Origin of the sequence: Actinoplanes sp. CA-051413, from assembly GCF_050955795.1 — a bacterium.
Taxonomy (GTDB): domain Bacteria; phylum Actinomycetota; class Actinomycetes; order Mycobacteriales; family Micromonosporaceae; genus Actinoplanes.
On the sequence record NZ_CP192100.1, the window covers coordinates 3883446 to 3904687 of the forward strand.

The 21242-nt window shown below is 72.4% G+C and carries 19 protein-coding genes; 13 read left to right on the forward strand and 6 right to left on the reverse strand.

Annotated elements, in window-relative coordinates:
* The first annotated feature begins 7 nt into the window (after nt 1-7).
* Nucleotides 8-727, forward strand: a complete 720-nt coding sequence (locus ACQP2Y_RS18110; RefSeq protein WP_433729689.1) for an SDR family oxidoreductase — start codon at nt 8-10, stop codon at nt 725-727.
* A 5-nt stretch (nt 728-732) separates the two neighbouring features.
* Here the strand turns inward: ACQP2Y_RS18110 and ACQP2Y_RS18115 are convergent, their stop codons facing one another.
* The 4 genes from ACQP2Y_RS18115 to ACQP2Y_RS18130 form a co-directional block, all read right to left on the reverse strand.
* A complete protein-coding gene (locus ACQP2Y_RS18115) occupies nt 733-3474 on the reverse strand; it encodes an ATP-binding protein (protein ID WP_433729691.1) in 2742 nt (913 codons plus the stop codon).
* Complete coding sequence (locus tag ACQP2Y_RS18120) at nt 3471-6263, reverse strand: AAA family ATPase (protein ID WP_433729693.1); 2793 nt, start codon at nt 6261-6263, stop codon at nt 3471-3473. The genes ACQP2Y_RS18115 and ACQP2Y_RS18120 overlap by 4 nt, the downstream gene beginning before the upstream one ends.
* Nucleotides 6264-6371: 108 nt before the next feature.
* Entirely contained in the window at nt 6372-7052 is a 681-nt protein-coding gene (locus ACQP2Y_RS18125; RefSeq protein ID WP_433729695.1) for an NADPH-dependent F420 reductase, read from the reverse strand.
* Nucleotides 7053-7055: 3 nt separating this feature from the next.
* The gene (locus ACQP2Y_RS18130) at nt 7056-8087 is read right to left on the reverse strand and encodes an LLM class flavin-dependent oxidoreductase (protein ID WP_433729697.1); all 1032 of its coding nucleotides are present in this window, start codon (nt 8085-8087) and stop codon (nt 7056-7058) included.
* A 71-nt stretch (nt 8088-8158) separates the two neighbouring features.
* Here ACQP2Y_RS18130 and ACQP2Y_RS18135 point away from each other — a divergent pair, with 71 nt between their 5' ends.
* From ACQP2Y_RS18135 to ACQP2Y_RS18155, 5 genes are all read left to right on the forward strand, one after another.
* On the forward strand, nt 8159-8632 hold the full coding sequence (locus ACQP2Y_RS18135) for a MarR family winged helix-turn-helix transcriptional regulator (protein WP_433729699.1): 474 nt from the start codon (nt 8159-8161) through the stop codon (nt 8630-8632).
* Between the two features lie 109 nt (nt 8633-8741).
* Nucleotides 8742-9119 carry a hypothetical protein gene (locus ACQP2Y_RS18140; protein WP_433729701.1) on the forward strand — a complete coding sequence of 126 codons (378 nt, stop codon included), beginning with the start codon at nt 8742-8744 and terminating at the stop codon, nt 9117-9119.
* Nucleotides 9109-9441: a type VII secretion target gene (locus ACQP2Y_RS18145; protein WP_433729703.1), complete on the forward strand. Its 333-nt coding sequence runs from the start codon at nt 9109-9111 to the stop codon at nt 9439-9441. Before ACQP2Y_RS18140 ends, ACQP2Y_RS18145 begins: the two co-directional genes overlap by 11 nt.
* Complete coding sequence (locus ACQP2Y_RS18150) at nt 9438-10799, forward strand: hypothetical protein (protein WP_433729705.1); 1362 nt, start codon at nt 9438-9440, stop codon at nt 10797-10799. The genes ACQP2Y_RS18145 and ACQP2Y_RS18150 overlap by 4 nt, the downstream gene beginning before the upstream one ends.
* The gene (locus ACQP2Y_RS18155; protein WP_433729707.1) at nt 10796-11353 is read left to right on the forward strand and encodes a hypothetical protein; all 558 of its coding nucleotides are present in this window, start codon (nt 10796-10798) and stop codon (nt 11351-11353) included. Before ACQP2Y_RS18150 ends, ACQP2Y_RS18155 begins: the two co-directional genes overlap by 4 nt.
* Here the strand turns inward: ACQP2Y_RS18155 and ACQP2Y_RS18160 are convergent.
* Nucleotides 11329-12645, reverse strand: coding sequence for a mannitol dehydrogenase family protein (locus tag ACQP2Y_RS18160; RefSeq protein WP_433729709.1), 1317 nt, complete (start codon nt 12643-12645; stop codon nt 11329-11331). The two genes, ACQP2Y_RS18155 and ACQP2Y_RS18160, sit on opposite strands and share 25 nt — an antisense overlap.
* Nucleotides 12642-14039, reverse strand: coding sequence for a glucuronate isomerase (gene uxaC, locus ACQP2Y_RS18165; RefSeq protein ID WP_433729711.1), 1398 nt, complete (start codon nt 14037-14039; stop codon nt 12642-12644). Before uxaC ends, ACQP2Y_RS18160 begins: the two co-directional genes overlap by 4 nt.
* Before the next feature lie 179 nt (nt 14040-14218).
* Between uxaC and ACQP2Y_RS18170 the strand changes: the two genes are divergently transcribed.
* The 7 genes from ACQP2Y_RS18170 to ACQP2Y_RS18200 are packed head-to-tail and all read left to right on the forward strand — an operon-like array spanning nt 14219 to nt 21238.
* Complete coding sequence (locus tag ACQP2Y_RS18170; RefSeq protein WP_433729713.1) at nt 14219-15556, forward strand: ABC transporter substrate-binding protein; 1338 nt, start codon at nt 14219-14221, stop codon at nt 15554-15556.
* A gap of 6 nt (nt 15557-15562) precedes the next feature.
* Complete coding sequence (locus tag ACQP2Y_RS18175; protein WP_433729715.1) at nt 15563-16564, forward strand: carbohydrate ABC transporter permease; 1002 nt, start codon at nt 15563-15565, stop codon at nt 16562-16564.
* A complete protein-coding gene (locus tag ACQP2Y_RS18180) occupies nt 16561-17475 on the forward strand; it encodes a carbohydrate ABC transporter permease (protein ID WP_433729717.1) in 915 nt (304 codons plus the stop codon). The genes ACQP2Y_RS18175 and ACQP2Y_RS18180 overlap by 4 nt, the downstream gene beginning before the upstream one ends.
* Nucleotides 17476-17480: 5 nt before the next feature.
* Nucleotides 17481-18467, forward strand: coding sequence for a Gfo/Idh/MocA family protein (locus tag ACQP2Y_RS18185; RefSeq protein ID WP_433729719.1), 987 nt, complete (start codon nt 17481-17483; stop codon nt 18465-18467).
* 22 nt (nt 18468-18489) lie between these two features.
* Nucleotides 18490-19317 (forward strand): sugar phosphate isomerase/epimerase family protein, encoded by an 828-nt coding sequence (locus tag ACQP2Y_RS18190; protein ID WP_433729721.1) that lies wholly within the window; start codon nt 18490-18492, stop codon nt 19315-19317.
* Entirely contained in the window at nt 19314-20363 is a 1050-nt protein-coding gene (locus ACQP2Y_RS18195) for a Gfo/Idh/MocA family protein (protein WP_433729723.1), read from the forward strand. The genes ACQP2Y_RS18190 and ACQP2Y_RS18195 overlap by 4 nt, the downstream gene beginning before the upstream one ends.
* Nucleotides 20360-21238 (forward strand): sugar phosphate isomerase/epimerase family protein, encoded by an 879-nt coding sequence (locus ACQP2Y_RS18200; RefSeq protein WP_433729725.1) that lies wholly within the window; start codon nt 20360-20362, stop codon nt 21236-21238. Before ACQP2Y_RS18195 ends, ACQP2Y_RS18200 begins: the two co-directional genes overlap by 4 nt.
* Nucleotides 21239-21242: the final 4 nt, after the last annotated feature.

Here is a 21242-nt window from a genome sequence, read left to right on the forward strand (position 1 = left end):
GGACACCATGCACAGTCTCTCGGGAAGCACCGTCGTCGTCATCGGCGGCACCTCCGGCATCGGGCTGGAGACCGCCCGCCAGGCCCACGCGGCGGACGCCAAGGTCATCGTCACCGGTCGTGACCAGGGACGGCTCGACGCCGTCCGTGACGAGTTCGGCGCCTCGACGGTCCAGCTCGACCTGGGTGACCCGGCCGCGCTGCACCGCTTCTTCACCGAGCTGCCCGCGCCGGTCGACCACGTGCTGGTCTCCGGCGGCGGCCCGACCTACGCGCCGATCGCCGAGATGGACTTCGAGCAGGCCCGCGCCTCGCTCGACGAGCACCTGGTGGGAGCGTTGCGGATCGCCCGCGAGTGCGCCACCCGGGTCCGCCCCGGCGGATCACTGACGTTCCTGAGCGGTACGGGCGCCCGCCGCCCCGGCCCCGGCCTCGTGCTCGCCGCCATCGGCACCGCCGCCCTGCCGGCCATCACGGCCAACGCCGCCCTGGAGATCGCGCCGGTACGGGTCAACGCCATTGCCCCCGGCTTCGTCGACACCCCGCTGTCGGCCCGCCTGCTCGGCGATCAGCTCGAATCGCGCCGGGCGGAGCTGCGCGCGACGCTGCCGATCGGACGGGTCGTCGGACCGGAGGACGTGGCGGCGCTCGCCCTGCACCTGATGACCAACACCGCACTCACCGGCGCCACCTACGACGTCGACGGCGGCCAGCAGCTCCTGCGCTGAGCGGGTCAGTGGGCCACCGGCTCGAATTCGCCCCGCGGCAGCACCTCCCGCAGCTGCCGCCGGGAGGTGATCGAGAGCTTGGCGAAGATCTTGCGCAGGTGCCACTCGACCGTGCGCGGGCTGAGGAACAGCCGGGCGCCGACCTCCGGATTGGACAGCCCGTCGCGGACCAGCACCGCGATCTGCCGTTCCTGCGCGGTCAGCTCCTCGCTCGGCGGAGCCTCGACCGTGCGCCGGCGGGCGGTCTCGCCGGTGGCGGCCAGCTCCCGGCGGGCCCGCTCGGCGAACGCTTCCATGCCGATCGCCACGAACATCTCGTACGCGGTCCGCAGGTGCTCGCGGGCGTCGACGCGCTGACGGCGGCGGCGCAGCCATTCTCCGTAGAGCAGGTGGGCGCGGGCCAGCTCCGGGCGCAGCCGGGTCCGGCCCAGCCGCTCGATCGCCGCGCGGTACTGCTCGTCGGCGTCAGGGCCGTCGAGGACCAGGGCCCGGGTCCGCGCCTCGATCCCCGCGGCGAAGTCGGTGCTGAACGGCTCGGTCGCCGCGACGAGCCGCTGCAGGGCGTCGTGCGCGAGGCCGGGCTCGCCGGCCCGGGAAGCCGCCTCGACGAGCTCGGGCAGCAGCCAGGTGGAGATCCACGGCTCGGAGAGGTGCGGGGTGGCCCGGGCGGCGCGCATCGCCTCCGGATAGCGGGCCAGGCCGTTGTAGAGCACGGCGGCGGCCCACTGCGCCGCGGTGACGCCCATGCCGAACCCGCTGGCGGCCGAGCCCTGGATCGTGGCGTCGATCAGCTCCGTGGCCTCGGTCTCCCGGCCCTGCAGCGACAGCAGCCGCAACGCGGGAAACGGAGGCAGCTGGACCCCGGTCGCTGCGGCGACGACATCGCTCTCGGCGATGACGGCGGTCGCACCCGCGAAGTCCCCGGCCCAGGACAGGGCGTACCCGAGCGTGGACAGGTGGTATGGCAACTCGCGGAGCGCGCCGGCCTCGCGGACCACCTGGACCTGCCGGGCGTAGATCGCGCGCATGCCCTCGTCGTCCCAGATGGAGGCGCTGGCGCCCGTCGCGACCCAGCCCCACCGCAGCACGTCGGGCGCGGGAAGGTCGAGCAGCGCCGCCGCGGCCTGCTGCAGGGACGCCGCGGCGGCGGCCCGGCCGTCCGTGACGAGCCGGGCGAAGCCGTCCAGCAGGAGATCCAGCGGGCCGGGACTGTCCGGCAGCGGGAGGTTCCGCACGGCGCGGGAGACCGCCAGCAGGCTCTCCTGGTCGGCGACAGTGACGGCGATGCCCCAAGCGGTCAGATACGTCTCCCGGGCGAGCTGCGGGTGCGAGGCCTCGAGCAGCTCGGCGGCAGTCAGGAGCGTGGTGATCGCCTCGCCGCCGCCACCGGAGGCGAATGCCACCTGGCCGCGCAGGACGCCGACCCGCCCGCGCTGGAAGTCGTCGAGCGGTCCCGCGGTCACCGCCCCCACCAGCCTGCGGACGTCATCGAGCTCGCCGGCCCGGAGGGTCGCCTCGGCGGCCGCCAGCATGCGTTCCGCGCGCCGGCCGGGGTCGGCGGTCAGCGCCACGGCCCGCTGCAGGAACCCGGCGGCCGCGGCCACGCCACCGCGGGCCTGAGCGCGACCGGCGGCCCGCTCGAGCTCGGCGGCGACGTCCTCGTCCGGGCCGGCGGTCGCTGCCGCGAGGTGCCACGCACGGCGGTCCGGCGCGTCCTGCGGGTCGGTCACCTCGGCGAGCGCGAGATGCACCGCCCGGCGGGTCTCGGGTTGTGCGGCCCGGTAGGCGGCCGAGCGTACGAGCGGGTGGCGGAAGGTCACGCGCTCGTCGATGGTCAACAGGCCGTCCGCGCCCCCCGCCGTCGCCGGGCTGACGCCGAGCCGGTGCGCGGCCAGGCGTACGGCGTCCGGGTCGCCGACCGGCTCGGCGGCGGCGATCAGCAGCAGGAGCCGGGTCTGCTCGGGCAACTGCTCGATCCGGTGGCGGAACGTCTGCTCGATCTCGCCGGGCAGCGTGTCGGCGCCCAGCAGACCGAGACCGCCCGCCATCTCGGTCGTGGTCAGGCCGCGCGGCAGCTCCAGCAGGGCCAGCGGGTTGCCCCTGGTCTCCGCGACGATCCGGTCGCGGATGCGCCGGTCCAGCCGGGCGTGCGTGGCGGAGGTGAGCAATGCGTGGGCGTCGGCGTCCGGCAGCCCACCGACCTCGAGCTCCGGCAACCCGCGCAGGTCCGGGCCGGGCAGGCGGGTGCCGAACAGCAGCCCGATCGACTCCGCCAGCAGCCGGCGGGCGACGAAGCCGAGGACCTGCGCCGAACCGCGGTCCAGCCACTGGACGTCGTCGACCACGCAGACCAGCGGGACGTCCTCCGAGGCGGCCGACAGCAAGCTGAGCACGCCCAGCGCGACCAGGAAGTGATCCGGCGGGGTGCCCTCGCGCATCCGGAAGACCGTCTCGAGCGCGGCGCGCTGCGGCTCGGGCAGCTGCGGCAGCCGGTCGAGCACGGGCGCGCACAGCTGATGCAGGGTGGCGAAGTCCAGCTCCATCTCCGACTCGACCCCGGCGGCGTGCAGGACCCGCATCCCGGTGGCGGCGGCCCGGGCGTACCCGAGCAGCGCCGACTTGCCGACGCCCGGATCGCCGCTCAGCACGAGCACCCGGCTCTCGCCCGTGCCCAGCGCGGTGATCGTCTCGTCGAGCAGGGCGCACTCCGCGCGCCGCCCGATCAGTCCGTGCTGCGGTGGATTCATCGTCGTCCGCCTTCGTCGAGGACCGGTTCGTGCTCGCCGCGCGGCAGGACGTCCCGGAGCTGGCGCCGGGAGCTGATCGCGAGCTTGGTGAAGATCTTGCGGAGGTGCCACTCGACCGTGCGCGGGCTGAGGAAGAGCCGGGCGCCGACCTCCGGGTTGGAGAAGCCGTCCCGGACGAGCACGGCGATCTGCCGTTCCTGCGGGGTCAGGTCGTCGCTGGGTGCGGCCTCGACGGTGCGCCGGCGGACGCTCGCCCCCGAGGTCAGCAACTCCCGGTGGGCGCGCTCGGCGAAGGCCTCCATGCCGATCGAGACGAACATCTCGTACGCGACCCGCAGCTCGTCCCGCGCCTCGGCGCGTTGTCCCTGCCCGCCCAGCCATTCGCCGTACAGCAGGTGGGCGCGTGCGTGCTCGGGGCGCAGTCTGGTGCGGCCCAGCCGCTCGATCGCCTCCCGGTACCGGGCGTCGGCGGCCGGCCCGTCGCTCAGCAGGGCCCGGGACCGGGCGAGGATCCCCAGCGCCCAGTCCGTACCGGATGACTGGGTCGCGTCGGTCAGCGCGTCGAGCGCGATGCGCGCGGCATCATCGTCACCCACCCGGACCGCAGCCTCGATCAGCTCGGGCAACGCCCAGACCGACACCCACAGCTCGGCGATCCGGGTGCAGGCCCGCGCCGCCGGCAGCGCCTGCTCGTAGTGGCCGAGACCGTTGTGGAGCACCGCCGCCGCCCAGTGTGCGACGGTCACGCCCATCAACTGCCCGCTCGCCCCGGCCTGCTCGATGGTGTCCCCGATCAGCGCCGTGGCCTCCTGCTCCCAGCCCCGCAACGCCGCCAGCCGCAGCTGGACGTGCGGCGCGATGGGGACACCGGTGGCCGCGGCGACGGTCTCCGCCTCGGCGATGATCGCCTCGGCGCCGGCGAAGTCCCCGGCCCAGGTGGTGGCGATCCCCAGCGAGGCCAGGCAGAACGGCAGCTCGGCGAGGGCGCCGGCGGTGCGGACCACCTCGACCGAACGGCGGTAGATCACCCGCATGGCCTCGTGGTCCCAGACGGTCGAGCTGACGCCGTTGGCCACCCAGCCCCACTTCAGGACGTCGCCCTCGGGCAGCTCGGTCAGCCCGGCCGCGGCCCGTTGCAGCACCGGGACGGCGGCGTCCCGGCCGTCGGTGACGAGCAGCGCATAGCCTTCGAGCACCAGGTCGAGCGGGCCGGGCGGGCCGGCCGGCGGCGGCAGGGCCCGGATCGCCCGGGAGATCGCCAGCAGGCTCTCCGCGTCCGCGGCGATCAGGGCGGCGGCACCCCAGGCCACCAGGTAGGTCTCGCGCGCCAGCTCCAGGTCGAAGGGCTCCAGCCGCTGGGCGGCGGTCAGCAGCAGCGGTGGCGCCTCGTCGCCGAGCCCGGCGGCGAACGCGATCCGGCTCCGGACGAGGTGGGTGCGTGCCGATTGGACCTCGGTGCGCGCCTCGCGATCGGCGATGTCGGCGAATCGGCGGGCGGCGCCGAGGTCGCCGGCCCGCAGGGTGGCATCGGCGGCGGCGATCGCCCGCTCGGCGCGGCGCGCAGTGTCGGTGGTGAGCCCCACGGATCGTTGCAGGAACGCCGCGGCGGCGGCGAGCCCGCCGCGCGCCTGGGCCCGCCCGGCGGACCGTTCCAGCTCCGCGGCGACGGCCTCGTCCGGTCCGGCGGCGGCCGAGGCCAGGTGCCAGGCCCGCCGGTCCGGGTCGGTCCGGGCGTCGCTGACCTCGGCCAGCGCCAGGTGAGCCGCTCGGCGATCGGCTCCCGCCGCCGCCCTGTACAAGGCTGAGCGAACCAGCGGGTGATGGAAGGTCACGCGTTCCCGGACCGACAGCAGTCCGTCCGTCCCGCCCGCCAGCGCGGTCGCCGGCGAAACCCCCAGGCGTTCGGCGGCCCGCCACAGCAGCACCGGGTCGCCGTCCGGCTCGGCCGCGGCGATCAGCAGCAGCCGCCGGGTCGGCGCGGGCAGCGCCTCGACCCGGGCCAGGAAACTCTGCTCGATCCGGCCCGGCAACGTGTCGGCGTTCAGCAGGCCGAGCCCGCCGGCCAGCTGGGTCGGGGTCAGCCCGCGGGGCAGTTCCAGCATGGCCAGCGGGTTGCCCCGGGTCTCGGCCACGATCCGGGCGCGGATGTGCTGGTCGAGCCCGGAGTTGGTGACCGAGTCCAGCAGGGCGTGCGAAGCGTCGTCACCCAGCCCGGACACCTCCAGGGCGGGCAGGCCGCGCAGCTCCGGGCCGCGTTCCCGGGCACCGAAGACCAGGGCGACGGACTCGGCCAGCAGCCGCCGGGCGACGAAGCCCAGCACCTGACCTGACGCCCGGTCCATCCATTGGGCGTCGTCCACCACACAGAACAGCGGCCGCGCCCCGGCCGCGTCCGAGAGCAGACTGAGCACGGCCAGGCCGACCAGGAAACGCTCCGGCGGCGGTCCGGTCCGCAGGCCGAAGACGGTCTCGAGCGCGGCGCGCTGCAGGTCCGGGAGCTCTTTCAGCCGGCCGAGCAACGGCGCGCAGACCTGATGGAGGGTGGCGAACGCCAGCTCCATCTCCGACTCGATGCCGACCGCGCGCAGCACGCGCGTGCCGGTCGCCGCGCGCTCGGCGTAGTCGATCAGCGCCGACTTCCCGGTGCCGGGGGCACCGTGCAGCACGAGCACGCGGCTCTCGCCCCGGCGCAGCGCGGCGATCAACTGATCGAGGGCTGCGCACTCGGCCTGCCGTCCGACCAGGGGTGCGTGCTCGCTGAACCGCGGTTCATGCCGCTGCAAGCTCACATACATCCCCCTCGTCGCGTTTGGACCGCTGACCGGGCCGACGTGACCACCTCATCCTTGACCGCCGGCCGAACGTGCGCCAGGTCAATTTTCCGACCGTGGGGGCCGTCACATGCCGGCGGTCCGGGCCGCGGCGACGAGACGACCCCGGTCCGAGGCGGGGAAGCGGTCGAGCATCGCCCGTACCTCGGTGGCGTCGGTGTTCGCCCCGAACAGCTCCGAGCCGGGCTCCATCCGTACCCCTTCGGCCAGCGGCCCGGCCACGACCGGGTCGAAGCCGAGGTCGTCGACCAGGGCCGCGACCGCGGCGACGTCGGCCGGGTCGTCCCCGGCGATCGCGATGGCCTTGCGCCCGGCCGCGCCCGCCGGCCGGGCCCCGCTCTCCAGATCGTGGTAGCCCATGTGGTTGAAGGCCTTTACGAGCCGCGAGCCCGGCAGGAAGTCCCGCACGATCTCACTGGAGGAGGTACGCGGGTCCGTGAGGTCGTCGCGGATCCCGTCGACCTCCCACCAGTAGTTCATCGCGTCGACGACCAGCTTGCCGCGCAGGGCGTCCACGGGCACCCCGCGGTGCTTGCCGAGCGGCAGCGCCAGCACGACGATGTCGGCTCCGGCGGCCGCCTCGGCCGCGGTCACGGCGATCGCGCCGGGCGTGATGACCTCGACGATCAGCGCGATCCGGGCCGGGTCGCCGGAACCGGCGATGAGCACCCGGTAGCCGGCGGCCAGGGCCAGCCGGGCCAGCACGGTGCCGACCTTGCCGGCGCCGAGAATGCCGATGGTGGTCACGGCTCAACCCTCCAGAATCTCGCGGACCAGGGGCGCCACCTTCGCGCCGAACAGCTCGACGGCGCGCGTACGGGCGCTGATCGGCTGGGCGCCCGCGGTGTAGATCAGGTCGAAGCGGCCCACGCCGAGCGTCCGGACCGCGCCGGCGATCTTGCGGGCCACCGTCTCCGGCGAGCCGATGTACAGCGAGCCGTGCGCGACCTCGTCGTCGAACTCCGCGCGGCGCAGCGGCGGCCAGCCGCGCAGGGCGCCGATCCGGTCCCGGATGACCTTGTACGCCGGGTAGAACAGCTCCTTGGCCTGCTCGTCGGTGTCCGCCACGAACCCGGGGGAGTGCATCCCGACCGGGTGCGCGACCGTGCCCAGCTGCTCGGTGGCCCGGCGGTACAGGTCGAGGTAGGGCGCGAAGCGGGCCGGGTTGCCGCCGATGATGGCGAGCATGAGCGGCAGGCCGTGCCGCGCGGTACGGACCACGGACTGCGGGGAGCCACCGACGCCGACCCAGGTGTCGAGGCGGCCGGACTCGGTCCTGGGGAACACGTCGGCGTTCTCCAGCGCCGCCCGGGTGGTGCCGCTCCAGGTCACCGGCTCCTCGTCGAGCAGCTTGACGAAGAGCTCGAGCTTCTCCTCGAACAGCACGTCGTAGTCGCTGAGGTCGTAGCCGAACAGCGGGAACGACTCGGTGAAGGATCCGCGGCCGAGGATGGCCTGGGCCCGGCCCTGCGAGATGGCGTCCACCGTGGCGAAGCGCTGGAACACCCGGACCGGGTCGTCGGAGCTGAGCACGGTGACGCCCGAGGCCAGCTTGATCCGCGAGGTGCGCGCGGCGATCCCGGCCAGCACGGTCTCCGGGGTGGAGATCGAGTACTCGGGGCGGTGGTGCTCGCCGAGCGCGATGACGTCGACGCCGAGCTGGTCGGCCAACACGGCCTCGTCGATGACCTGCCGGATCGCGACGGCGTGGGAGACGGGTACGCCGGAGTCGTCCACCGGCACGTCGCCGAAGGTGTCGAGACCGAGCACGAGCTCACTCATGGTGCTGTCCTCCAGTAATTGACATGTCAGCCAGTATGATTGACACATCAAACACAGAAGGGCCCCCGGTTATGCCGCGCACGCGCCAACTGCCCGACCGCGCCGAGCTGCGCGCGTGGCGGGACTTCATCGAAACCACCGAGGCGCTGCGTACGGTGCTCGCCGGGCGGCTGCAGAGCGACACCGGGCTGTCCCCGGGCGACTACGCCGTACTGCTGGCCCTGAGCGAGGCTGAGCACGGCCGGATGCGGTCGTCAGAGCTGGCCGCCCAGGTCGGCTGGGAACGCAGCCGGCTGTCGCACCACCTCGGCCGGATGGAACGCCGGCAGCTGATCCGCCGGGAGAAGGCAGCCGCCGACAGCCGCGGCGCGGAGATCATCCTGGCGCCGGCGGGCTGGACGGCCTTCCGGGAGGCCACGGCGCCGCACCTGCGGGCGGTCCGGGAGCTGTTCGTCGACGCGCTGACGCCGGCGCAGGTCGAGGCGGCGGCCGACATCGCCGCCGCCCTGCGCGAGCACCTGGAGCGCCTCGGCCATCGCTCGTGAAGGCGCCGCTTTTGAGTTGATCGAGACGGCCTACCGGCCCGGCGAACAGGCCCCCACTCGGATGGCGATCCGTCGATAGAGTGGTGTTCGCGGTGACGGGGGAGGCGACATGCAGGACATAGACCAGGCCGAGGAATGGCTGGATTCGTGGGTGGCGGGCGTCGATGCCAACGCGGCGCGGGCGGTTGAGCTGTCGCGTCGAGTGGCTGGGCTGACCGGGGCCGCCCGCAGCCGGGACGGCTCGATCACGCTCACGGTCGGATCGGCCGGGCAGGTCGTCCGCCTCGATCTTGCCGAGCATCCCGCGCTCGGGCGCGAGATCATGAGTCTGATCGCCCGGGCCCAGGCCGACCTCTCGGCCAAGGTCGCCGAGCAGGTCCAGGACACTGTCGGCGCCGACTCCGAGACCGGGCGCGCTGTGATCCACTCGTACGCCGAACGCTTCCCCGCCCCGCGCGACGACGAACCGGAGCGTCGTGGCCGGTGACGAGATGCAGTTCCCGGTCCCGGACGTCGAGCGGCATGCCGGCAGCGTCGACGGGATCGCCGACTCGGTCAGGCAGGCGCGCGCCGCAGTCACCGAGGTCACGATGAGCTCGGAGGCGTACGGGCAGCTGTGCCAGTTCCTGCCCGGTCTGCTGAGCCCGCTGTTCGACCAGGCGGTCCGCGCCATGAACGACGCGACCGACTCGCTACGGGGCACTGCGGACAACCTGCGCGCCGCGGCGGCCTCCGCCGCCACCAGTGACGAGAGGGCCGGTGAGCGGGTCAGCGGCGCGGGAGCACCCCTGATCGAGCTGCCTCTGTGAGCACCAACCCGCTGGTCGCGCCGGTGCAGGACTCCACCCGGTGGTACACGGGTCTGGGTCTGGTCGAGGACGCGGCCGACATCACGCACGGCATCCAGAACGACAGCTGGGTCGACGGCAGCCTCGGCGGCGTCGGCGCGAGCCTGGACATGTTGTCGCTGGCGGTCGACCCGCTGGGCACGCTCGCGTCATGGGGAGTCGCCTGGCTGATGGAGCACGTCAAGCCGCTCAAGGACGCCCTCGACTGGCTCGCGGGCAACGCCGACGAGGTGGCGAGCCACGCCGGCACGTGGGCCAACGTCGCGGCGTTCACCGCACAAGCCTGGCAGGAGTACGCCGACCGCCTGCGTAGCGAGGTCACCGGCTGGTTCGGGGCGTCCGGGCAGGCGTACCGGGAACACGCCGGCCTGCAGCTGCAGGTGCTGGAGGGAATCTCCAAGGCCGCGGAGGGAATCTCGTCGGCGGTGGAGGGAGCGGGCCTGCTGGTCGCGCTGGTCCGCGGGATCGTCCGGGACCTGATCGCGGACTTCGTGGGCACTCTTGCCGCCCGGCTGCCGCAGTGGCTCGCTGCGGAAGGCCTCACCCTGGGACTGGCCACGCCGGTGGTCATCGGTCAGGTCGCGGCGCTGGTGGCGAAGTGGGTCAACCGGATCCAGGGGTTCGTGCGCGGCCTGCTCAGCAGTCTGCGGCGGCTCAGCCCGATGCTGGACCGGCTCGCGGGCATCTTCGAGCAGCTCAGCGGCCGCAACCGCGCGCTGGCCCGGGCCGATCCGGACGACTTCAAACCGCATCTGCCGAGCGGGTCGGAGTTCGTCGACGGCGACTTCAGCCCGGAGGTCGCCAACGCCTACCGGCGCATCCGGGACAGCCCTGAGGACACTCCGCGAGCAGCGGCGAATTCCGGCCTGGACGAAGCGGTGATCGAACGGATGCGGCAGAACCTGTTCGTGCAGCAGCATGACATCGCGACCGGTCCCGGCGTTGTCGAGCGCGGGTACTTCACCCCGGACGGCCGTCTCTCCAACCTCTGGGACAGGGCGGCCAACGGGACGCTGACCAGCGAACAGCGCGAGGAGTTCCGCATGCTCGCCGCGCACGAGTACGTCGAGAACAGGCTGATGGAGGAGGGACTGCCCTTCCGGTCGTCCGACCCGGCCGTGTGGGATGAGGACGGGGTGCTCTGGCCGAGCGCCGATCATCCGACGGCGCACGACCTGTCGGTGCTCGAGGGCGTGCCGAATGCTCCCTTCCGGCACTGGCAGAAGTGGGGGCTCGACAGCGAGGGTCTCGAGATGGCCGATGACCTGTCGAACCTCGATCAGGTCGTCGAACGCGCTCTGCGAGGATTAGGACGATGACACCCGAAGAATCGGTAGGAGCCACCGCCGCGCGCCTCAGCGCTGTTGACTGGCAGCGCCACGGCTACCGCACCTGGTCGAAGGCGAAGCTGATGCTGGAGTACTTCCGGCGTGTCGCCCGGTGGCTGGACGCGTACGGGTGGGACGAGCCTGTGCCCTTCTTCGACCTCGCCGTCTACCTCGACCCGGACGTCCGGGCCGATCCCGCGATGGTCGAGGAGGCGGTGCAGCAGGCGGCGAAGGGTGGCTGGAACGCCCAGCAGGTGGTGCCGTTCATCCTGCACTGGGCGGCGTTGCGCGCCACGCCCGGCTTCGAGATTCCCGAAGGTCTGGAAGACCCGTTCGAACCGTTGCTCCTGCTGTTCGAGCGTGACGGCGGCTTCCACACCTCGAACGGCTACGCCGAGATGGAGTACCTCTCCGTCCCCCTGGCCAAGTGGCGCGAGCGTGCTGCACGGCCGCCGCTGGCGAGCCTCGACCCGGCCGCCCTCGACGAGATCGACCGGGCCGGTTCGATGAAGCAGTTCGGCTACGTCATGGGTCCGGAAGACTGAGCGGGCACCAGGGCCTCGATCACTTCGATCAAATCGCTGTCCCCGGCCAGGTCCGGGGCCAGCAGCGCCAGCAGACCGGGCACGGATCCGGCGCGCTCCCGGTACGGCGCAGCGCCCGCATCGTCCACCGGTGCCCCGATGCCGCGCAGGTGACCGATCCAGGCGGCGAGGACGCGGGCCCCGCCGGCCGAGGTCCGGCCCTCGGCGCGCTCGCCGCGGATCACCGGCAGCACCCGGATCGGTATCTTCTGCGAGCCGTCCGCGGCGATCTGGGCCAGCAGGTGCCGGATCCGCGGGTTGGTGAACCGGGCGGTCAGCGCCGCACGGTAGTCGGCCAGCTCGCCCGCCGGCAGCGGCACCTGCCGAGACGCCTCGTCCCACCACTGCGCCAGCCAGTCCCGGCACACCGGGTCGGCCATGGCCTCCGCGATGGTGTCGTGGCCGCGGGCGCTCCCCGCGTACGCCAGCAGGGAATGCCCGCCGTTGAGCAGGAGCAGCTTGCGGGTCTCGTGCGGCTTGACGTCGGCGACGAAGCGCGCGTCCCACGCCGGGCGCCCGCCCGGGAAGTCGCCGCCGAGCACCCATTCGCTGAACGGTTCGGTGACCACCGGGACGGCGTCGGCGAAGCCGGTCCGTTCCTGCACGGCCTGTACGTCGTCGGGGGTGGTGCGCGGGGTGATCCGGTCGGCCATGGTCGTCACGAACGACACCGTGTCGCGGATCCACGGGACCAGCGCGGGGTCGGCGGCCGCGGCCAGGTCGAGCACGACCCGGGCGGTGGCCTCGCCGTTGCCGGGCAGGTTGTCGCAGGACACCACGGCCAGCGGTCCGGCGCCCGCGGCCCGGCGTGCGGCCAGGCCGGCGAACAGGCGCCCCGGTACGGTGACCGCCGCCGCTCCGGTGCGTACGGCGTCGAGGTCGGCGCGCACGGCTGGGTCGTCCAGGTCGAGCCCGCCGGTACGGTCGCGGCGGTACCCGGCCTCCGTCACGGTGAGCGTCACCACCGCCACCTCGGGCCGGGACAGGTATCCGCACCAGGCCGCGAGGTCGGTGCCGGGGTGCGCGGCGACCACAGCGCTCTGTACGGCCAGCTCGTCGTGCTCGGGACCGCGGATGATCAGCGTGTACCGGCCGTTCTGCGCCGCGAGCCGGTCGGCGAGCTCCGGGGACCGTCCGGTGAACGCGGCGATGCCCCAGCCGTCGGCGTCCGGGGCGGCCCCGGTGTACCAGGCCTGATGCGCGCGGAAGAAGCCGCCGAGCCCCAGGTGGACGATTCGGACCGGCGGGGTCACAGCTTGAACACCTTGCGCGGCTGGTCACTGACGAGCGCGGTCAGCGTGTCGTGGGCCTCGTCCTCGTCGAGCCGGTGGGTGGCGACCAGGCCGGCCAGGAAACCCGCGTCGAGGCGGCGCGACATGTCGTGCCGGGCCGGGATGGAGCAGAAGGCCCGGGTGTCGTCGATGAAGCCGGACAGCCGGCTGAACCCGGCGGTCTCGGTCACCCCCGCCTGGAAGCGCCCGATCTCCGCGGGGTTGTCGAGGAACCACCAGGGCGCGCCCGCGTACACGGCGGGGTAGAAGCCGGCCAGCGGGGCGATCTCCCGGCTGTACACATCCGGGTCCACGGTGAACAGGACCAGGTGGAAGCCCGGGTACGTGCCGAAGCGGGTGAGCAGCGGCCGCAACGAGCGGGTCAGCTCGACGGCGACCGGGATGTCGTGACCGGTGTCCGGGCCGTACCGTTCGAACGTGGCCGGGTGATGGTTGCGGTACACGCCCGGGTGCAGCGTCATGACCAGGCCGTCCTCGCAGGACATGCGGGCCATCTCGAAGGTCATGTGCTGCCGGAAGGCAGTCGCCTCCTGCGGGGTGACGGTGCCGTCGAGCGCCCTCCGGTAGATGCGTTCGGCGTCGCGGTGGCCGAGCGGTTCGGTGCCCGCGTCGGCGTGACCGTGGTCGGCCGAGACGGCGCCGTGCGCGACGAAGTAGCGGCGGCGTTCCTCCAGGGCGGCGACGTAGCCGGCGTAGTGGCCGCAGTCGCCGCCCAGTTCCTTGACTGCCTCGGGCCATCCCGGGCGGCCGACCTCCAGGTAGCGGTCGGGCCGGAAAGTGGGGGCGACGGTGGTGGACACGTCCGGGTCGGCCCGCAGCGCGTCGTGCACGGCCAGGTCGTCCGCGGGGTCGTCGGTGGTGGCCAGGAAGTCGATGCCGAAGCGGCGCAGCAGGGCCCGCGGCCGGTGGCTGGGCTGCCGCAACTGCGCGTTGATCAGGTCGTAGAGCGCGTCGGCGTTGGCCGCGGACGGCCGCTCGGTCACGCCGAAGATGTCCACCAGCTCACTGTCGAACCAGTACCGCACAGGTGTGCCGCGCAGCAAATGCCAGTTGCCGCACAGCAGCCGCCAGGCCGCCCGGGCCCGGTCCTCGCCCATCGGGCCCTCGCCCACGCCCAGGTCGGACAGCGGGATGCCACCGGCGTGCAGCAGGCGTGTCACGTAGTGGTCGGGCTGGATGAACAGGCTGGTCGGGTCCGCGAACGGCGTGTCCTCGAGGAGGATGCGTGGGTCGACGTGCCCGTGCGGCGAGACGATCGGCAGGTCCCGGACGGCGGTGTACAGCCGGCGGGCGAGGTCGCGCACGCCGGGGTCGGCCGGCAGCAGGCGGTCGGGGTGCACGGTCAAGGTGGCCATCGCCTGAGCCTCGTGGCGTGACGCCCGGTCCACAAGCAATTGCCATCTGTTGTCGGCACCGGGCAAGCAACAACGTGCAACTGATTGCCTGGCGCTGACCCGCGACGCAACCATCTCGTAACACTCCCGCCGTAATGCGGATCACATCGCACCGGCGAACAAGCCAAGGGAGATCGACGATGGGCTCGAGGACTTTGCGTGCAGTGGTGGCGCTGGCCGGTGCGACGGCACTCACCGTCGCGCTCGGCGCCTGCGGCGGCGATGACGACGGCGGGGGCAGTGGCGGCGGCAAGACGCTCAACGTGCTGATCGGCGCCAACACGCAGTACCCGCAGGAGCAGCAGGACTGGCAGAAGTCGGTCAGCGACAAGTTCAAGGCGCAGACCGGCGCCGACGTCAAGTGGGAGACGTTCGCCAGCGCGAACGACGAGCTCACCAAGATCCAGACCTCGGTGGTGTCGGGCACCGGCCCGGATGTCTACGCCATCGGCACGACCCTGACCCCGACGGCCTACTCGACCAAGGCGTTCGTGACCCTCGGCGACGAGGAGTGGCAGAAGGTCGGCGGCAAGGACAAGTTCGTGCCGTCCTCGCTGGGCATCTCCGGACCCGACGCGCAGAACCAGATCGGCATCCCGTGGGTCGGCCGGCCGTTCGTGATGGTCTACAACACCGAGCTGCTCAAGGCCGCGGGCATCACCAAGCCGGCGACCACCTGGGACGAGCTCACCCAGCACGCCAAGCAGCTGACCAAGGGCGACCAGTACGGCCTGGCCGTGGCCTACAAGGACAACTTCGACCCGTGGAAGTTCATCTGGGGCATGTCGGTGCAGGCGGGCAACCCGATCGTCGACGGCAAGACGGCCCGGATCGCCGATCCCACGGTCAGCAAGGCCTACCAGACGTACTTCGGCTGGCTGACCAAGGACAAGGTGGTCGACCCGGCCGCCGTCGGCTGGACCAACTCCCAGGCGATCGCCGCGTTCGCCAAGGGCAAGACCGGCTACTTCGCGCTGACCTCCGCGCTGGCCGCCAAGACGCTGGACGCCGGTGCGGTCAAGGGCAAGTGGGCCTTCACCCTGCTGCCGACCGTGCCGCCGGGCGCGACCACCCGGCCGGCCAACGGCGTCGAGGCCGCCAGCATCCTCTCCGGCGACAACCTGCTGGTCGCCGACTACTCCAAGAACCAGGACCTCGCGTTCCAGTTCGTCAAGCTCATCACCGACCAGGACGCCCAGCTGGACATCTACAAGAAGCTGGGCCAGCTGCCCGCCAACGCCGCGGCGGCCCAGACACTGCTGTCGGACCCGCGGCTCGGCGCGGTGGTCGAGGCGCAGAAGAAGTCGGTGGCCACACCGTTCACCGGGGCCTGGGCCGACATCCAGCTCGCGCTCACCAACGCCGTGGTGCAGTCGATCCCCGACCTGTCCAGCGGCTCGATCAGCGACGCCCAGATCGACAGCCGGCTGGCCGCGGCCCAGAAGACCGCGCAGTCCTCGCTGGACCGGGCGAAGTAGAGCGTCATGACGGACGACCGCACGACCACGCGTACGGTCGGGGACGGGCCGGCGGCCACCACCGCCGGCCGCGACCCGGCCGGCCGGGAACCGCCGGAGGCGAAGGCCGGGCCGCGGCGCCGGGGCGTCACCGAACGCCAGCGGCCGCTGTGGCTGCTGATCCCGGGCGGCACGCTGATGACGCTGGTCATCGGGATCCCGCTGCTGCTGGCCTTCTACATCTCCCTGATCGATCTCGACCAGTACACGCTGCGCCGCTGGCTCGAGGCGCCGTTCATCGGGCTGGACAACTTCGTCGAGGCGTTCGAGTCCGGGCTGCTGCACTCGGTCTGGATCAGTGTCTCGTTCGCCGTGATCGCGACCGTGGCCACCGTTCCGCTCGGGGTGGCCGCCGCGATCGTGACCCAGAACGCGTACCGCGGGCGGGGCTGGGTGCGGGCGGTGTTCCTGATCCCGTACGTGCTGCCGTCGTTCGTGGTGGCCTCGGTGTGGCGCACGATGCTCCAGCCGGACGGGATCGTCAACGCGACGCTGACCCGGGCCGGGGTCGACGGCGGGCTGTGGCTCAGCGGGCCGCGGTCGTACTGGACGCTGATCCTGGTGGAGATCTGGGCCGCCTGGCCGTTCATCTATCTGATGGCGCTGGCCGGGCTGCAGAGCGTGGACAGCGAGGTGCACGAGGCGTCGGCCATCGACGGGGCGAACTGGTGGCCGAAGCTGCGCCGGGTGATCCTGCCGTACGTGCGCGGCCCGGTGCTGCTGGCCTGCCTGCTGGCCACCCTCAACCACATCAACAACTTCACGTTGCCGTACGTGTTGTTCGGTGCACCTGCTCCGGATGACGTGAACGTGATGCCGATGCTGGTCTACGTCACCAGCTTCCAGAGCCTGCGGTTCGGGCTCAGCGCGGCCATGGCGGTCGTGTCGCTGGTACTGATCGCCATCCCGCTGTTCGTCTATCTGCGTGCCGTCCGGCTGGACGTGCACGAGGAAGGAGGCCGGAAATGAGCACCTCCATGATCACGCGCCCGGCCGAGGCAGGGCGGACCCGGCGCCGGACCGCGGCGGGGGAGGCCCACCGGTTGCTGCCCGCGCCGCTGCTGGCGATCATCACCGTGGGGCTGTGCGTGCTGGTCCTGGTGCCGATCCTCTACATCGTGCTGGCCTCGCTCAACACCGACGTCGGGGTGGCCGAGGGCGAGTTCTGGCCGAGCTCGTTCTCCGGCGAGAGCTACACCAAGATCTGGACCACGGCCGGGCTGTCCACCGGCATCCTCAACAGCCTGCTGGTGTGCGGACTGGTGGCGGTGGCCTCGGCGCTGCTGGGCACGATCACCGCGTACGTGCTGGTCCGCTACACGTTCGTCGGCCGGGTGACCATCCTGCGCGGCCTGGTGGGCCTGCAGAGCGTCCCCGGCACGCTGATGCTGCTGCCGGTGTTCGTGCTGTTCTCCTCGGCGGGCACCTATCTGGGCGTCACGGTGATCGGCACCCGCTGGGGACTGTTCGTCGCGTACCTCACCTTCGCCCTGCCGTTCTCCACCTGGGTGATGGTCACCTACCTGCGCGGCCTGCCGCGCGAGCTGGAGGAGGCGGGCCGGGTCGACGGCGCGTCCACGCTGACCATCCTGTTCCGGATCATCGTCCCGCTGAGCCTGCCGGCCATCGTGGTGTCGGGGATCTTCGCGTTCCTGCTGGGCTGGAACGACGTGCTGTTCGCCTCGGTGCTGACCCGGCCCGAGACGCAGACCGCCGCGGTCGCGCTGCAGATCTTCGGGACCACCCAGGAGGGCGGCGCGCTGCCGGTCTACTCGCAGATGATGGCGGCAGCGCTGGTCTGCGCGGCCCCGGTCGTGCTGCTGTACCTGCTTTTCCAGCGCTACCTGGTCGGCGGGCTGACCGCCGGCGGGGTCAAGTGACCCCGATGACCACGGCCGCGGTCATCGGGTGCGGGGACGTCTCGGTCGTGCACCTGCAGGCGATCGAGGGCCTGGCGGGGGTCGAGCTGGTCGGCGTCTGCGACACCGACGCGGGCCGGGCCGGGGCCGCGGCCCACCGGTACGGCGTCCCGGCGTTCACCGACCACCGGCAGCTGCTCGAGGCCACCCGCCCCGAGGTCGTGCACGTGTGCACCCCGCACCACCAGCACGTCCAGGTGGCGATCGACTGCCTCGACACCGGCGCCGGCGTCCTGGTGGAGAAGCCGGTCGCGCACACGATCGCCGAGGCGGACCGGCTGATCAAGGCAGCCGAGGCCCGGCCGGATCTCCGAGCCGGGATCTGCCTGCAGAACAGGTACAACGCGGCCACCCGGGCCGCCCGTGAGCTGCTCGCCTCCGGGCAGCTCGGCGCGGTCCTCGGCGGCTCGGCCAGCGTGCTGTGGCACCGCGACGCGGCGTACTACGCGGCCCGGCCGTGGCGCGGGCGGCTCCGCGACAGCGGCGGCGGGGTCCTGATCAACCAGGCGATCCACACCCTCGACCTGCTGGAGTGGCTGCTCGGCGATGTGGTGCGGATCCGGGGCCACGCCGGGCGGTACGCGCTGGACGGTGTCGTCGACGTGGAGGACACCGCCCACGCGGTGCTCGACCACGCCGGCGGCGCCCGGAGCGTCTTCTTCGCGACCCTCGCCCACGTCACGGACGCGCCGGTGACCATCGAGATCGTCACCGAGGGCGCGGCGCTGACGATCCGAGGCGACCTGACAGTGAGCTACACCGACGGCCGTACCGAGACTGTCGCGGAACGCCGGGCCGGCAGCGGCGGCCGGGCCTACTGGGGAGCCTCACACGAGCTGCTCATCGCCGACTTCTACCGCACATCGGCCGACCCGGAGCCCTTCTGGATCGGACCGCGGGAGGGGGCCAGATCGCTGCGTCTGGTCCACGAGATCTACCGACAGCACGACTGACGCAGGAAAGGAAGACGCGCCCGTGTGGACTCTTTCCGGATTCATCGACGAGATCTCCCCCGACTTCACCGAGCAGTGCCGGGTGGCGGCCGGCCTCGGCCTGAGGTTCGCCGAGATCCGCAGCGCGTGGCAGGTCAACATCCTCGACCTGGATCCGGCCCAGCTCGGCGTCCTGAAGCGCACACTGGCCGACCACGACCTGCGGGTGTCCAGCATCGGCTCGCCGATCGGCAAGATCTTCATCGACGAGGACTTCGCCCCGCACCTGGACCGGATGCGGCACGCCGCCGACGTCGCGCGCTTCTTCGACGCGCCGTACGTGCGCATCTTCTCGTTCTTCCTGCGCCCCGGCGCGGACCCGGCCGCCCACCGCGACGAGGTGATCGACCGGATGCGCGCGCTGGCCCGGGTCGCCGAGGACGCCGACCTGATCCTGCTGCACGAGAACGAGAAGGAGATCTACGGCGACGTGCCGGCCCGGTGCCTGGACGTGGTCCGTTCCGTCGGCTCGCCGCACCTGCGCCTGGCCTGGGACCCGGCCAACTTCGTCCAGGTCGGGGTCCGGCCCTACACCGACGGGTACGCCGTGCTGCGCCCGCACGTGGAGTACATCCAGATCAAGGACGCGCTCGCCGGGGACGGCACCGTGGTCCCGGCCGGCAAGGGCGACGGCGAGGTCGACCGGACCATCCGCGCGCTGCACCACGACGGCTTCGACGGGTTCTTCTCGCTCGAACCGCACCTGAGCGCGGCCACGGCCACCGGCGGGTTCTCCGGCGAGGAGCTGTTCCGCACCGCCTGGCAGGCGTTCACCGACCTGCTCACGACCCAGGGAATCGAGTACACATGAGCAACCTGCGCAGGATCGCCCTGGTGGGCGCCGGTGTCATCGGACGGCACCACGGGCTGGTGGTGAGCCAGCTGGCGGACCGGGTCGAGCTGGTCGCGGTCGCCGACGTCGACACCGTACGGGCCGAGCAGCTCGCCGCCGAGCGTGGTGGCCGGCCGTACCCGTCGCTCACCGCCGCGCTGGCCGCCGAGGAGATCGACGTGGTCGTGGTGTGCACGCCGACCGGGCTGCACGGCGAGGTGGCCATCGAGGCGCTGCGGGCCGGCAAGCACGTCATCGTCGAGAAGCCGGCCGAGCTCACGGTGGCCCGCACGGACGAGATCATCGAGGCCCGGGACAAGGCCGGCACCCTGGTCACGGTGATCTCGCAGCACCGCTTCGACCCGGCCACCGAGACCACCCTGGCCGCCATCGGCCGGGGCGAGTTCGGCCGGCTGACCTCGGGCATCGCGTCGATCGACTGGTGGCGCGGGCAGAGCTACTACGACTCCGGCGACTGGCGGGGCACGTGGGAGCTCGACGGCGGCGGCGCGCTCATGAACCAGGGCGTGCACACGGTGGACCTGCTGGTCGCGGCGCTGGGCCGGCCGGTGGAGGTGTTCGCGTACGCCGGCACGCTGGCCCACGAACGCATCGAGGTCGAGGACGTCGCGGCCGGCGTCGTGCGTTTCGAGAACGGGGCTCTGGGCGTCCTGCACGCCACCACCGCCGCCTATCCGGGGCTCAGCGCCCGGCTCCAGGTGCACGGCGACCGCGGCTCGGCGGTGATCGACAACGACCAGCTCGCGTTCTTCCACGCCACCGCGGCGGGCCGCGAGCCCGAGGAGAAGCTGATGGGTACGACGCAGAGCACCTCGGTCCCCACCGCGGGCAGCAACCCCGGCAGCCTGTCCGACGCCCACCGGTTGCAGTACCTCAACTTCCTCGGCGCGCTCGACGGGACCGAGCAACTGCGGGTGGACCTGGAGACCAACCGGCAGTCGATCGGGGTCATCACCGGCGCGTACGAGTCCGCCCGGACCGGAAGGCCGGTGCGCCTGTCATGAGCACACCACGTATCGCCGCCAATCCCATCCCGTACTGGAGCCGCGCCGGCAAGACCCGGGAGGTGTTCGCCGAGGCGTTCCGGGACTTTCAGGAGATCGGCTTCACCGCGGTCAAGGCCGACGTTCCCGACGACATGACCGCGACGGAGTACCGGGACTGGATCGCCGGCTACGGCCTGGCTCCGGCGCTGAGCCTGTTCAACTCACCGTTCGACGAGACGGTCGACCTGGCCGCGGAGGTCGAGCGGGCCAAGCGGTTCGCGGCGACCCAGGTGGCGCTCGGCCTCGACCGTACGATGATCTCCTCGATGGCCGTGCCCGCCCGGATGGCCGAACCGGCCGTCGGCGCCGATTTCGACGCGGGCCGGCTGGCGCGCGCGATCGACAACTGCGGCGCGGTCTGCCGGGTGCTGCAGGCCGAAGGGCTGCGCCCGCTGCACCACTCGCACGTCGGCGGCGTCTTCGAGACGGAGGACGAGATCGTGCGCCTGCTCGACGACCTCGGCCCCGGCGTGATCGGCTTCGGACCGGACACCGGTCACCTGCGCTGGGCCGGCATCGATCCCGCGCCGTTCATCCGGCGCTACGCCGACCGCCTGGGCGGCATCCACCTCAAGGACTGCTTCCCGGACCTGCTGAGCCCGGAGAGCCGGAAGGGAATGAGCTACCACGAGGTGCAGGCCACCAAACGACTGTGGGCCGAGCCCGGCCTGGGCGTCGTCGACTTCGCGGCGGTGGTCGCGGCCGTCCCGGCTGACTACGACGGCGACTTCATGATCGAGGTGGACGAGCCCAGCATGGACTCCCGCGCCGAGTCGCACCGCATCTCGTTCGAGTGGGCCCGGCGCAATCTGCCGGTGCAGGGCGGAGGATGAGGGA